The sequence below is a fragment of the Ereboglobus luteus genome (genome assembly GCF_003096195.1).
GTDB lineage: Bacteria > Verrucomicrobiota > Verrucomicrobiia > Opitutales > Opitutaceae > Ereboglobus > Ereboglobus luteus.
Window position 1 is genome coordinate 2,437,878 of sequence record NZ_CP023004.1, and the last position, 13,915, is coordinate 2,451,792.

Consider the following 13,915-nt stretch of genomic DNA (forward strand, 5'->3'; position numbering starts at 1 on the left):
ATAGATGACGCGGATGCGCGCAGATACAAACCACTGACCTTGGTATTTATCCGCGTTCATCCGCGTCATTTGTGGATAATAGAACAAACCAAAAATGAACCTCCCCAAAAAAACGCCCGCCCTTTTCGTTCTCGCGTTTCTGTTCGCCGCATCCGCTCTCGCGAACACCAATACCGCCGCCGACATCACCGGCTCCGATTTTAAAACCATCACTTTTCAGAACGGCTCCGACGGTTATTCCGGCACGGTCGATGTGCGCGTCGCAAAAAATACTCCCGCCGCGCACGACCCGAAATCCGCCGTCTTTTGGATTCAATACGAGCGCGATCCCGAAACCAATAAATTCAAAAACAACAGCGTCGCCTTGCTTCGCTTCGACAATCTTTTCGGCAACGCCCCCGGCCAGATTCCCCCCGGTTCGCCCATCGTCAAAGCCACGCTCCGTCTCCACTCCGGACATTCCAAAAACGCCGAGAGCCGCAATCGTCTCAACCTAAACCGCATGCTGGTTCCGTGGGACGCTTCCGCCGCGTGGAATTATCCCGCGTGGGGTCGCAATGGCATCCAGACCGACGATCGCGAGGCGGCTGCCGAGCCCGACGACCTCGCCATCTTTAACGAAAAAGATGTCGCCCGCGACTTCGACGTCACCCGGACGCTGCGCGCCTGGTCCGGCGGTGCGCCCAATCACGGCTGGCTCCTGCATCACGTTTTCCGCAAGACCTCCAACGCGCTTGGCATTGTCTCCTCGCATTCGAAAGCCGCGCAAAAACGTCCGCAACTCACCATCACCTACGACGCCAATCCGGCCAATCGCGCGCCCGTCGCCGCGGACCTTGCCGCCGCCCGCGCCGCGCCCGGCTCCGCCACGCTCTCCCTGCGCGCCGACGATCCCGACGGCGGTCCGCTTACCGTCACCTTCCTCGCCCGCCGCCGTCCCGACGCGGCCCGCGACCTCAATCTCGTCCTGCTACCCGACACACAGTATTACGTTCGCGAGCGCCACAACGGCACCGCCGCAATGTTCATCGCGCAAACCGACTGGGTCATTCGCCACGCCCGCCCCCTCAACATCGCCGCCGTGCTTCACCTCGGCGACATCACCGACCGGGGCGATGTCGAGCGCAACGAATGGGTCAATGCCGCCAATGCCATGTATCGGCTCGGCGATCCCGCCGCCACCGGTCGCCCCGATGGCATCCCCTACATCCTCGCCGTCGGCAACCACGACCAGCGTTACGAAAACGGCACGTGGGAAGGCCCCGCGACACTCTTCAACGAATATTTCGGCGTGAAACATTTTTCGCAAAAAAGCTACTACGGCGGCCACTACGGAAAGAACAATAACAACTACTATATATTCTTCGACTCGGGTCCCGAGAAATTCGTTGTCGTCTCCCTCGAATACGACGCGTCTGCGAAACGCCCCGAAGTCCTCCAATGGGCCGACGGCATCTTGAAAAAGCACGCCGACCGCCGTGCCATCATCATCACCCATTCCACGCTCACCCCCGGCATCCAGTCCGCGCACACCAAGGACGGCGCCGCCGCCTACGCCGCGCTCAAGGGCAATAAAAACCTCATGCTCCTCATCGGCGGACACATCACCGGCGAGGGCCGCCGCACCGACACCTTCAACGGCTCCACCGTCCACTCCGTCCTCATGGATTTTCAGTCCGACAAAAACGGCGGCAACGGCATGCTCGGCATGCTCACGCTCTCCCCGCGCACCAACAAAATCCACGCCGCCGCCTTTTCCCCGCACACCAACAGCGGACGGCTCGACGGCTGCGCGACCTACACGCTCGACTACGATTTCGGCGCAAAAATCGAAGCCTTCGCCAAAGTCGCCACCGTCGAGGTTTCCGCCGGCGCGACCGCAACCGCGACATTGGAAAACATGGACGCCTCCGCCACCTACGAATGGGTTGCCGAAATCAGCGACAAAGGCAAAACCACGCGCACGAGCGCCCGCGCGATTTCGAACAAATAAACCATTCCTGAAAAGAATCAAAAAACGCAGATACAAGCCACTGAATCTTGGCATTATTCTGCGGCATCCTGTGGATAAAAACCAACTAGGCAAACGATCACTACTTTACAAAGGAGCATCTAAAAATAAAAACGCTTGCATCTTCATCATGGAATGTCCCCGAAAAATATTCATATGAAAAGCTTTGATCGCCTCAAAATCACTGGCCTTGTGATTGTCTGTTTGGTTGCCGGTTTGCTCACACGAGCGCAAGATGTCGGCGCATCCACGTCTTCCGAGACGACGATTGATCATAAATCCCTAAATTATTTTATGAATGATTTCTGTAGAAAAAAAATATGGGGAAGTCATATCTTGGTCGAACACGTTGAAGCGCTTCGGGATGTTGTTAAAATAGTTAAATATTCCGAGCGTTGGCTGAATAATGTTCAGTCTTTTGCTGAAAAGACTGGGGATAAAAGAACAGGCCGGAAAGCAGGGATCCTGCTGGAGCGATTGAAAAATGTGAATATCACAGAGGTCGAGCAGGAGATGAACGCCAGTCTGAATATTGGCAGGCCATATTTTCAGTTTATTACTATAAATGAAACCGACGGAAAAGTCAGAAACACCGACCTGCCGCGTGACGTCGCCAGTAGGCATTTGCGGAAAATTAGCGGTTTGAAAAAAGAATTGATGAAGTTTAGTGAAGAGTGTCAAACGGTGCTGGATGGCACGCCCGAAGGAAAAGTGATCGCCGGCCTTTTCCCGTTAAGCAGGCATAAGGCAAATAAGACGGAGGAAATTATATTCACGCCAACAATCCCGGTGGAGAAAATTGCATATAATCTTGAGATGATGATTTATACCATACTCAAGCAAAATAACAATATGATTGAATATAATATACAAGTTCGCAATGTAATCCATGTTTCCACTTTTGTGGATTCTTTGAAGGAAAGCGGGGCCGGGGCGTTGCAGATTTTAAAAAAAATGTATGATGATTATGAAACAAAACAAATTCCGATTTATGAAAATATGCTAGATTTATTAAATAAGATGAACGAAGATCCGAACGCCCAAACCGTCGGGGATATGAAAGCATTCATAGACGAACATTTACCCAAAATATACGGATTTTTTTGGGAAAAATATTTAAACACCGCCTATTTATATAAACATCACATCCAGCCCATCATGGCGGCTGAAGGAAATGTGGTAGCGGGTGCGGGGGATGCATTGCGCTATCTTCTGTATGAATTGAACTCAGACCAGGGCCCCTTCCCCTTTCCCGAACAAAGTCTCACGCGGTAATTCAAAAACACTCGATTCGATCAAAGTTGAACAAACTCAGTCCTCATATATTACTAAAATAAGAAATACAAATTCTTCCTCCGTGTCCCAATAAATGAACTCAAAGAAATACACTTCACTCCTCCTCACTTCCCTCCTTCTTGCCGCGCCCGTTGCGTTTTCCGCCACCGCGCCGGTTCACACCGATTTTGAGCGCGGCGCTCCGTCGGACATCGACGAAAACAAACTCACCACCGCCATCGATTCCAGCCGCGCGCACTCGGGCAAAAATTCGCTGCGCATCACCTCCGCGCCGAAGGCCGCTTGGGGATACTACTCGCTCGAGCTCGACGGCAAACTGGACTTCTCCGAAAACTACGATTTCTCCGTCTGGGTTTACACCGAGAAAGCCACGAAAATCTCGGTCTACATATCCGCCGAGGACAGCACCGGCGAACGCTACACGCTGATCAACGGCGCCGGCGCCATCAAACCCGGCCAATGGTCGCGCCTGAGCGGACGGGTGTTTGCGGGCGACTGGCGCAAACAGGATCGCACTTACCGCTTCATCGTCCGCGCCAACGGCACCTACTGGATCGACGACCTTTCGCTGCGCCCCAATCCCGAGAAAACGCCCGCGCAAGTCTGGCCCCAACTCAAGACCGCCCTCAATTCCGCGGCGGGCAAACGCGCCTCCTCGCTCAAGCCCGGCGGCAGCCTCGCGCTTGACGCCCGCAACGCCGCCCTCGCCCCCGACATCACCCGCGCCGAAACTTCGCTGCCCGTCGAAGCCGCCGCCGTCATTCCCGCAGACGGCATGCTCGTTTTTGCCATCGACGCCAAGGATGACCTGAGCCTCACCGGTTCGCTCCAACTCGAGCCCGACGCCGACCTGCAACCCGGCTTGCGCGTCACCGTGCTCGCGAACGACACCGTTATCGCAGCCCCCGCCGTGAAAGCCGACGCGTGGAAAGCCGTCCGACGTCCGCGTGGCGCGCGCACCATTCACGGCGTTCCCGAGGGGCTCCGCGGCGAACGCCCGTCCGCCACCATCGCGCTTACGCCGTTCCGCCTCGCGAAAGGCCGCAATTACATCACCGTCGCCAGCCCGCATTTCCGCGGCGCGGGCAACTTCGCAAAACTCGAACTGCGCGCCGACGCCAAGCCCGCCGAGAAACCGCTCTACGCCTTCGGACTCCTCTCCGACACGCACCTCAGCTACAACCGGCGCGAGTGGCGCAACACCATGGCCGGCGCGCCCTCCGGTCCGCAACTCGAGGCCGTGCTCCGCCAGATCAAGCGCGAGGACGCCGCCTTTGCCATCATCGCGGGCGACATGACCGACGACGCCCGTCGCGACCAATTCTCCGACCTCGCCCGCGTCATCAAGCGCGCCAACCTTCCCGTTTACGGCTGCCTCGGCAATCACGACACCTCGCGCGACTCCCGCAAGGACATCGCCGCCACCATCCCGATGATTTTCCCCGACGGCCCGAAAAACGCCGACTACGCCTTCGCCCGTCCGCCGCTGCGCTTCATTGTCCTCGACGGTTCCTACTGGCGCGATTCGTCCGGCAAACTCCACGATCACCGCACCAACAAAAACGACAAAACCACCCCCGCGACGGCGCGCTCGACTGGCTGCGCGACACGCTCGCGAAGGACACCACCACGCCCACCATTGTCGTTTCGCACTATACGTTTTATTCGCACGGCGGCGTTTCACCCGTGAGCGGCTACGACCGCGGCAACTCGCATTTGAACAAGAACCTCATGGCCGTCCTCGATGCCGCGCCCAACGTCGTCGCCGCGATGAACGGCCACATGCACTACAACGAAGTCGCCACGCACAAAGGCATCACCTGCATCCAGAACCCGGCCTTCGCCGAGTGGCCCAACGCCTACCGCATGTGCCGCGTTTATCCCGACCGCATGGAGTGGGAAGTGCGCCAGCTCCCCAACCGCGGCCTCATCCGCGAAGAATTCATCCCCGAACTCGCCCTCGCCTGGCAACTCTCCACCGACGAAGGCGATCTCGCCGGCACCGTCAACCTGGCACCTCGCGCCAAAAAATAATCCCGCAGTGGCATCGCTTGCGGCGCCACCCATTCACTCCCAAACAAAGTGATCCACAGATGACGCAGATGAACACAGATTCAAACCGCTGATGTTTGTATTTTATCTGCGTCCATCCGCGCCATCTGTGGATAAAAACCGAAATGAAAACCAAAACTCCACATACCCGCCTCGCATTCATCTTCGCACTCGCCGCCATGTTTCCCGCGGTCATCATGGCGCAGCCGAAAATCGTCCAGAAGGCCACGCTTGAATATGATTTTCCCGGACGCTACGAGGGGCAGGCCGCGCAGGGCATGGCGATTTACGAGGAAGTCGCCCTGCTTTTTAACAACGAGGGGCATTGCCGGATTTATAATCTAAAAACCAAGAAAAAGCTTACCGAGTTCAACCTCGCCAGCCACGGCGGCTCCAACCACGTCAACTGCGTTTCCTTCGGCGTGGAACAACCCAAGGGCGCGTTTTTTCCGGTGATCTACGTCTCCGAGTGCTACGGCAACCGCCAGTGTTTTGTTGAAAGCATCTCGCCCAAGGGACCGCGCCTGCTCCAGACCCTCACAATAAAAACCGGCGGCATCGAGGAGCGCAGTTTCGACTGGGTGGTGGATCGCGAAAATAAATTCATCTATTCGCTCGCCAGTCAGTCGAAGGACGGGAAAAAGGGCGTCCAAGTCACCAAGTGGAATTTGCCGCCCCTTGGGAAAAAGAAAATCACCTTTCAGAAAGCCGATATCGTCGATCAGTTTTTTGTCGCCTTCCCAAATCTCACCCAGGGCGCGTGCATCCGCAAAGGTTACCTTTACCTGCCCGTCGGTCTCCATGACGCACCGGAGGGCGCGCCGGATTTCAAGAGCCGCGAAATCATCGTCGTCAACCTGAAGACAAAGAAGATCGAGAAGAGCATAGACATCAACGCCAGCTGCCCCTACGAGCCGGAGGACTGCGATTTCTATGGCGATACCCTGCTTTTATATTGCGGCCAGCAAGGCGGCCTCTGGCGCATCCCCGGCGTTTTATAAAAACCATCACGCAATTTGAACCAACCGCGGATGAACGCAGATTAACACAGATACAAACTTCCTGTTTTTTGTATTTATCAGCGACCATCAGTGTCCATCCGCGGTTAAAAAATAAAATGAAACAAAAAACTCCACATCACCTCCCTGCCTTCTCACGGGTCTTCGCTTTCGTCTTTGCGCTCGCCATCATTTCTTCCGGCAGCGCTGCCGCGCAAACATCCGCGAAGCAGCCCGCCGACACTCAAAGGGCGTTTAGCTTTATAAAAAAATCCGATGCCATGCTTCAGGAGCAGGCGCGGGTCATCTTCAATCAGGCCCGCAAGGTTTTCGCCGCGCACCCGCCCTCCGCCACGCCTTCCGACGAACGGCTGCTCGCCTTCTACGCGCTCGACTCGCTTTTCCACGACACCCGCCTCGACAAGGGCGAGGCGTTCACCGGGTTCATGGAGGACACCGCCAAGCGCGTCGCCGACACTCTTGCCGGCCCCAAGCCCGCCTCCGGGCTGCGCATCATCCGTTTTTATAATCACGGTTTTATTTTGCAAACGCCCACGGTCACGATCGCCATCGACATCGTGCGCGGCGGCAAGCGCGTCATCACCGGCGTCGAGGAGGAACCCTTCCTCGACCTGGAACTCATTCGCCCGATCATTGAGCGTTGCGACGCGCTTTTTGTTTCGCATCCGCACAACGACCATGCCGACCTCCGCGTCGCCAAACTTTTCACCGAGGCCGGCAAACCCGTCGTCGCGCCGCCCGGACTTTGGACGGATGTTTCGCCGCTCGTCCTCCATCCGCGCGCCGCCGACGCCACCGAGCCGATCGACATCACCGTCGCGCTCCGCTCCATCAAGTCGCCGCTCGCCGTGCGCGTTTATCCCGGACACCAAGGCAAGGTTCCCAACAATCTCTACGCAATCACCACGCCCGAGGGTAAGACCATCCTGCATTCCGGCGACCAGACTGGCGGCGGCGCGGACCTTTCCTGGCTTCTCAAAATCCGCGAGCAAATCCGCGTGGATGTTTTCCTCCCGCAATGCTGGATGTCGCGCCTCCCGCTCGTCGTGGAAGGCGTCGCTCCCGCGCTTGTGCTCACCGGCCACGAAAACGAAATGGGCCACACCATTGACCACCGCGAGTCCTATTGGCAATGTGTGCGCCGTGTGCAAAAAATCTCCGCCCCGTCATCCTCACCGCCTGGGGCGAACATGTGGACATTCCCTGACCAGCAATCACCATCAAATAAAAGGGTAGGGCGAACCCTCCGGGTGAGCCGCTCCGTTTCGAGCCTCGGCTCACTCTGAGTGAGCGCCCTGCCAAATCCAAATTTTTAAGCACCAACTCCAAACTCTAAACACACCAAAACATGATCACGAAAAAATCATTTCTCCTGCCATTTAGCCTCGCGCTGGCCCTGATGTTCAGCGCCGCGTTGAACGCCGCCGACCGCGTTGACCAACTGCGCGCGAAGCTCTTCTCGCGCGACATCCCCGACGTGCTCGTCGTCGCGCATCGCGGCGACTGGCGTTACGCGCCCGAAAATTCCATGCAGGGCATCGAGCGCTCGATCTCGCTGGGCGTGGATGTCGTCGAGGTTGATCTCCAGCGCACCAAGGATGGCGTGCTCATCCTTATGCATGACAGCACGCTTGAGCGCACCACTTCCTACAAAGGGAAGGGCGGCGACAAGGGCAAGGTCTCCGAGAAAACCCTCGCGGAAATCAAAAAACTCACCCTCAAAAACGGCTGCGGCATCAGGACGCCGCACAAGGTCCCCACGCTCGAGGAACTGCTCGTCGCCACCAAGGGCCGCGTGCTCATCAACCTCGACAAGGCCGACCGTTATTTCGACGAAGTCTTCGCGCTCCTTAAAAAAACCGGCACCACCCGCCAGATCATCATGAAAGGCAGCAAGCCCAACGATGAAGTTAAAAAGCTCTACGGCGCGTATCTCGACGAGGTCATTTACATGCCCATCGTGAACCTCGACAAGGAAGGCGCCGAGCAAATCATCCGCGATTTCCGCGCCGGCATCAACCCCGTCGCCTACGAGCTGCTCTACAAGCACGACACCAACCCGCTCCCCAAGCAACTCGCGCGCGAGCTGAAGGGCAACGCGCTCATCTGGTATAACACGCTTTGGGCAAACATGGCCGGCGGGCACGAGGACGAGTGCGCGATCACGCAAGGCCCCGACGCCGCCTACGGCTTCCTTATCGACAACCTCGGCACGCGCATCATCCAGACCGATCGCTCCGAGCTCCTGCTCAACTACCTGAAAAAACGCCGCCTGCACGACTGAGCCATGTAGGGGCGCACCTCGCGTGCGCCCTTGCGTTGTCCGCCTTGTGCGAACGCACGCAACCCATCCTTCGCGCCATCCGGGCGCGCGTAAAGCGCGCCCCTGCGATGGAGGCAGATTACTAAGCCCCAAAAACATCCCCTCTCAAAATCCCATGCGAAACCCCGCAGTTACATCCCTTATGAAACCCGCCACCCTCACCGCCGCGGCCTTCGCCGCCGTCACGCTCCCGCTCGCCGCCGCCGACAAGGCGCCCGCGCCCGGAAAACAACCAAACATTATCGTCATCCTTTCGGACGACATGGGCTACTCGGACATTGGCTGTTACGGCAGCGAAATCCGCACCCCCGCGCTCGACGCCCTTGCCGCCCGCGGCCTCCGGTTCACCCAATTCTACAACGGCGCCCGCTGCTGCCCCACGCGCGCCGCGCTGCTCACCGGCCTCTACGCGCACCAAGCCGGCATGGGCGGCATGACTCGCAACCAAAAACTCCCCGGCTACACCGGCTCCATTCGTGAAAACTGCATGACCATCGCCGAAATGCTCCGCCCCGCCGGCTACGCCACTTACGCCGTTGGCAAATGGCATGTCTCCCGCAACGCCAGGGAGACGCAAAACCTCCCCCTCCAGCGTGGCTTCGACCACTACTATGGAATGCTAATCGGCTCCGCCAGCTATTACGACCCCTCCTCGCTTGCCCGCGACAACACGATCATCACCCCCTACAACGACCCCGAGGGTTACCGTCCCGCCAACAATCAATTTTATCTCACAGACGCCATTGGCGACAACGCCATCCGCTACCTCGAGCAGCACGAGCGAAAAAAATCAGCCGGCGCGTCCGCGTCCAAACCCTTCTTCATGTATGTCGCGTTCACCGCGGCGCACTGGCCCCTGCAAGCCTTCCCCGAGGACATCGCCAAATACAAGGGCGCCTACGATGCCGGTTACGACGCCATCCGCCAGGCCCGTCATAAACGCCTGGCCGAACTCGGACTACTCCCTCCCGGCACCAAGCTCTCCCCGCCCGACAACACCGCGTGGAAAGACATCCAGGACAAGGAATGGGAAATCCGCTGCATGGAGGTTTACGCCGCCATGATTGACCGCATGGACCAAAACATAGCCCGCATCGTCGCCCACCTCAAAACCACCGGCCAGCTCGACAACACCGTCATCTTCTTCATGCAGGACAACGGCGCCTGCGCCGAAATCTTTACCCAAAGGGACAACCTCACCTTTCGCTGGCACAACGGCCCCCCACCAGCCACGCCGAGCGCCGCGTCCTCATGCGCGAGCCTCCCAACGCCGCCACCGCCACCTACGCGCCCCTCGGCCCCGACGACCTCCAGACGAGAAACTATCCCGTGCAAACCCGCGACGGACGCCCCATGCGCACCGGCCCCGCGGTCATGCCCGGCCCCGACGACACCTACATCGGCTACGGACAGGACTGGGCCAACGTCTCCAACACCCCCTTCCGCGAATACAAGCACTGGGTGCACGAAGGCGGCATCAGCACGCCGCTCATCGTCCACTGGCCCGCCGGCATTCCCGCCGCGCTCAACAGCAGCCTTGTCTGCACCCCCGCGCACATCATCGACATCGCCGCCACCTGCGTTGACTTGGCCGGCGCAAAATATCCCGCCAAACGCGGCGACACCGCGATCACACCGCTCGCTGGGATCAGTCTGCGCCCGCTCTTCACCGGCGCCCAAGTCCACCGTCCCGCGCCGATATTCTGGGAGCACGAGGGCAACCGCGCCGTGCGCGATGGAGACTGGAAACTCGTCGCCAAAGGCCACGACGGCCCTTGGGAACTCTACAACATGACCGCCGACCGCACCGAGCTCAACAACCTCGCCGCGCAACACAAGGACATCACCAACCGCCTCGCCACCGCATGGGAAAACTGGGCCGTTGAGGCCAAGGCCAAACCATGGCCCTGGGACAAGACGCCCCCCGTCCAAGGCGGCGCGGCCAAGTCAAAATCAAAAAACAAGTCCGCCAAAAAATAACCAGCCATTCTTTCCATGAAACCCGCCACCCTCACCGCCGCGGCTCTTGCCGCCGCCACACTCCCGCTTGTCGCCACCGCCGCCGACAAGACGCCCGCGTCCGTGAAGCAGCCAAACATTATAATCATCCTCAGCGACGACATGGGTTATACCGACATCGGTTGCTATGGCGGGGAAATCCGCACGCCCGCAATCGACAAGCTCGCGCAGCGCGGCCTGCGCTTCACGCAGTTTTACAACAACGCCCGCTGTTGCCCCACGCGCGCCTCGTTGCTTACCGGCCTCTACGCGCACCAAGCCGGCATGGGCGGCATGAACCGCAACCAAAAACACCCCGGCTACACCGGCTCATTGCGCGACAATTGCATGACCATTGCCGAAATGCTTCGCCCCGGAGGTTATTCCACCTACGCCGTCGGCAAATGGCACGTCTCGCTCGAATCAGGCGAACCGGCAAACTGGCCCTTGCGGCGCGGCTTCGACAAGTTCTACGGCACCATTCTCGGCTACGGCAGTTTTTATGACCCCGCCACGCTCTGCCGTGACAACACCCTCATCACCCCCCTCAACGATCCCGGCTACAAGCCGCCATCGGGAAAATATTATTACACCGATGCCATCGCCGACAACGCCGTGCTCTACATCAAGCAGCACCAGCGCGACAACGCCTCTGCGGACGGCTCCACGTCCAAACCCTTCTTCATGTATGTCGCCTTCACCGCCGCGCACTGGCCCATGCACGCGCTGCCCGAGGACATCGCAAAATACAAGGGCGTTTATGACAACGGCTACGACCCCATTCGCGCCGCGCGTTACAAGCGCGCAATCGAACTCGGAGTCCTCCCGCCCGGCACGAAACTCACGCCGTCCGACAATGCCGGCTGGGACAACGTGAAGGACAAGGAGTGGGAAGCCCGCTGCATGGAAGTTTACGCCGCCATGATTGACCGCATGGACCAGGGCATCGCGCGCATTGTCGCCCAACTCGACGCATCCGGCCAGCTCGACAACACCATCATCATGTTCATGCATGATAACGGCGGTTGCGCCGAGCCGCAAGGCCGCCAGCCCGAGCCCGCCGCCAACGTGCCCGCGCCCGGCGAGACATTCCGTCCCCTCGGCCCCGACGAGCCCCAGCCCAAGGCCCGCCCTCCTCACATGCAAGCGCGCGACGGACGCCCCATCCGCACTGGCGTAGGCACGATGCCCGGCCCCGAGGACACCTACATCGGCTACGGACACGACTGGGCCAACGTCTCCAACACGCCCTTCCGCGAATACAAGCACTGGGTGCACGAAGGTGGCATCAGCACGCCGCTCATCGTCCACTGGCCCGCCGGCATCCCTGCCGCGCTCAACGGCACATTTGTGCGCCCGCCCGCGCACATCATCGACGTGGCCGCCACCTGCGTTGATTTGGCCGGCGCAAAATATCCCGCCAAACGGGGCGACACCGCGCTCACACCGCTTGCCGGTGTCAGTCTGCGTCCGCTCTTCACCGGCGCGCAAACCTTGCAGCGCCCCGCGCCAATATTCTGGGAGCACGAGGGCAACCGCGCCGTGCGCGATGGAGACTGGAAGCTAGTCGCCAAGGGCTCCGACGGCCCTTGGGAACTCTACAACATTGCAGCCGACCGTGCCGAGCTCAACAACCTCGCCGCGCAGCACAAGGACATCGCCAACCGCCTCGCCGCCGCATGGGAAAACTGGGCCGTTGAGGCCAAGGCAAAACCTTGGCCTTGGGACAAGATCAAGCCCGGAAACGTCAACGCCCAAAAAACAAAAACCAAAAACAAAAGAAACAAAGGCGCGAAAAGTTAGACGCGTTGCCGTCCATGGCCGCCTTCCAATCTTCAACGCAATATTCTCACCACTAAACAAACACTAAATCCTAAGCCTAAATAAAAACCATGTCTTCATTCACCCGTCGCCAATTCCTCGGCACCGCCGCCGCGCTCTCCGCCGCTCCGCTCCTCTCGAAACTTCCCGCCGCCGCGTTTGCGTCCGGCTCGGACCGCCTCAAAGTCGGCCTCATCGGCTCCGGCGGACGCGGTGTCAGCGCCATGCGCAACTGCCTCGACGCCGATCCCTCCGTGATAGTCTGGGCCATCGGCGACGCTTTCGCCGACCGTCTTGAAAGCGCCCGCGACAACTTGGTCAACGGCACCCCGAAGAGCCGCAGGCCGCGCCCGCCCGTCGCGCCCGAGCGCCTCGCCATTCCGCCCGAGCGCCAGTTCATCGGCCTCGACGCCTACAAAAAAGTCATCAACTCCGGCGTCGATCTCGTCATCCTCGCCACGCCGCCGCAATTCCGCCCGGAACACATGGAGGCCGCCATCAACGCCGGCGTGCACGTCTTCGCCGAAAAACCCGTCGCCGTGGATGTCGCCGGCGTGCGTCGCGTTATCTCCGTCGGCGAGCTGGCGAAACAGAAGCGCCTCGCGATCGTCGCCGGCACGCAATTCCGCTACAGCGGCCACTACATCGAGACCATGCGCCGCGTTCACGACGGCGACATCGGCGAGCTTGTCGGCGGGCAGTTTTATTATCTGACAAACGGGCTCTGGCACCACGACCGCAAACCCGGCTGGACGGATATGGAATACCAAATTCGCAACTGGCTTTATTACACCTGGCTGAGCGGCGACCACATCGTCGAGCAGCACATCCACAACATCGACGTCATGAACTGGGCCTTCGGCGGACCTCCCCTCAAGGCCATCGGCATGGGCGGACGCCAGAGCCGCACCGACCCGAAGTATGGCAACATTTTTGACCACTTCGCCGTCGAGTATGAATATGCGAATGGCGTCCGCGTGCAAAGCATGTGCCGCCAGGCGCCCGGCGCGTCCACCCGCTCCAACAACGAGCGACTCGTCGGCACCAAGGGCACCGCCCGGCTCCCCGCAGCCATCACCGGCCCGAAAGCGTGGAAGTTCACCGACGACACGCCCAACGGTCTCGTCGCCGAGCACGTCGCGCTGATCAAAGGCATTCGCAACGGCAACCCGCTCAACGACGCCAAGCGCGTCGCCGAAAGCACGCTGACCGCAATCCTCGGGCGCAACTCCGCCTACACCGGGCGCGAAATCAACTACGCGTGGCTGCTCAACGCCTCCAAGGAAAACCTCACGCCCGAAACCTGCCGCTTCGACATGGCCCCGCCGAAAAGCGAAATCGCCATCCCCGGCGTTACGCCGCTCGTGTGACCTGGGAGCGCGGGCGTCCCGCCCG

General features: G+C 59.6%; 10 protein-coding genes and 1 pseudogene. All 11 read left to right on the forward strand.

The window, feature by feature from the left end; translation table 11 throughout:
- The first annotated feature begins 94 nt into the window (after positions 1-94).
- The 11 genes and pseudogenes from CKA38_RS09120 (at position 95) to CKA38_RS09165 (ending at position 13,890) form a co-directional block, all read left to right on the forward strand.
- On the forward strand, positions 95-1,993 hold the full coding sequence (locus tag CKA38_RS09120) for a DNRLRE domain-containing protein (protein WP_108825194.1): 1,899 nt from the start codon (positions 95-97) through the stop codon (positions 1,991-1,993).
- A 174-nt stretch (positions 1,994-2,167) separates the two neighbouring features.
- Complete coding sequence (locus CKA38_RS09125) at positions 2,168-3,286, forward strand: hypothetical protein (protein ID WP_108825195.1); 1,119 nt, start codon at positions 2,168-2,170, stop codon at positions 3,284-3,286.
- A gap of 94 nt (positions 3,287-3,380) precedes the next feature.
- The gene (locus tag CKA38_RS09130) at positions 3,381-4,997 is read left to right on the forward strand and encodes a carbohydrate binding domain-containing protein (RefSeq protein ID WP_108825196.1); all 1,617 of its coding nucleotides are present in this window, start codon (positions 3,381-3,383) and stop codon (positions 4,995-4,997) included.
- Positions 4,994-5,341, forward strand: a complete 348-nt coding sequence (locus CKA38_RS09135) for a metallophosphoesterase family protein (protein ID WP_108825197.1) — start codon at positions 4,994-4,996, stop codon at positions 5,339-5,341. The genes CKA38_RS09130 and CKA38_RS09135 overlap by 4 nt, the downstream gene beginning before the upstream one ends.
- Positions 5,342-5,484: 143 nt before the next feature.
- Positions 5,485-6,360: a hypothetical protein gene (locus tag CKA38_RS09140; protein WP_152032760.1), complete on the forward strand. Its 876-nt coding sequence runs from the start codon at positions 5,485-5,487 to the stop codon at positions 6,358-6,360.
- 116 nt (positions 6,361-6,476) lie between these two features.
- Positions 6,477-7,664 carry an MBL fold metallo-hydrolase gene (locus tag CKA38_RS09145; protein ID WP_108825199.1) on the forward strand — a complete coding sequence of 396 codons (1,188 nt, stop codon included), beginning with the start codon at positions 6,477-6,479 and terminating at the stop codon, positions 7,662-7,664.
- Between the two features lie 62 nt (positions 7,665-7,726).
- Positions 7,727-8,662: a glycerophosphodiester phosphodiesterase family protein gene (locus CKA38_RS09150; RefSeq protein ID WP_192881130.1), complete on the forward strand. Its 936-nt coding sequence runs from the start codon at positions 7,727-7,729 to the stop codon at positions 8,660-8,662.
- 301 nt (positions 8,663-8,963) lie between these two features.
- Positions 8,964-9,809: pseudogene (locus CKA38_RS16825) on the forward strand (sulfatase-like hydrolase/transferase); the annotation flags it as partial.
- Positions 9,810-10,075: 266 nt separating this feature from the next.
- Positions 10,076-10,681 carry a sulfatase/phosphatase domain-containing protein gene (locus tag CKA38_RS16830; protein ID WP_338031080.1) on the forward strand — a complete coding sequence of 202 codons (606 nt, stop codon included), beginning with the start codon at positions 10,076-10,078 and terminating at the stop codon, positions 10,679-10,681.
- A 15-nt stretch (positions 10,682-10,696) separates the two neighbouring features.
- Positions 10,697-12,502, forward strand: a complete 1,806-nt coding sequence (locus CKA38_RS09160) for an arylsulfatase (RefSeq protein WP_108825200.1) — start codon at positions 10,697-10,699, stop codon at positions 12,500-12,502.
- 89 nt (positions 12,503-12,591) lie between these two features.
- Positions 12,592-13,890, forward strand: a complete 1,299-nt coding sequence (locus CKA38_RS09165; RefSeq protein ID WP_108825201.1) for a Gfo/Idh/MocA family protein — start codon at positions 12,592-12,594, stop codon at positions 13,888-13,890.
- Positions 13,891-13,915 lie beyond the last annotated feature (25 nt).

What these genes read in the sequence shown, in the direction of transcription:
- CKA38_RS09145 (WP_108825199.1), top strand. Translation starts at nt 6,477, where the DNA reads ATGAAACAAAAAACTCCACATCACCTCCCTGCCTTCTCACGGGTCTTC.
- CKA38_RS09150 (WP_192881130.1), top strand. Translation starts at nt 7,727, where the DNA reads ATGATCACGAAAAAATCATTTCTCCTGCCATTTAGCCTCGCGCTGGCC.
- CKA38_RS09125 (WP_108825195.1), top strand. Translation starts at nt 2,168, where the DNA reads ATGAAAAGCTTTGATCGCCTCAAAATCACTGGCCTTGTGATTGTCTGT.
- CKA38_RS09120 (WP_108825194.1), top strand. Translation starts at nt 95, where the DNA reads ATGAACCTCCCCAAAAAAACGCCCGCCCTTTTCGTTCTCGCGTTTCTG.
- CKA38_RS09165 (WP_108825201.1), top strand. Translation starts at nt 12,592, where the DNA reads ATGTCTTCATTCACCCGTCGCCAATTCCTCGGCACCGCCGCCGCGCTC.
- CKA38_RS16830 (WP_338031080.1), top strand. Translation starts at nt 10,076, where the DNA reads ATGCCCGGCCCCGACGACACCTACATCGGCTACGGACAGGACTGGGCC.
- CKA38_RS09140 (WP_152032760.1), top strand. Translation starts at nt 5,485, where the DNA reads ATGAAAACCAAAACTCCACATACCCGCCTCGCATTCATCTTCGCACTC.
- CKA38_RS09160 (WP_108825200.1), top strand. Translation starts at nt 10,697, where the DNA reads ATGAAACCCGCCACCCTCACCGCCGCGGCTCTTGCCGCCGCCACACTC.
- CKA38_RS09130 (WP_108825196.1), top strand. Translation starts at nt 3,381, where the DNA reads ATGAACTCAAAGAAATACACTTCACTCCTCCTCACTTCCCTCCTTCTT.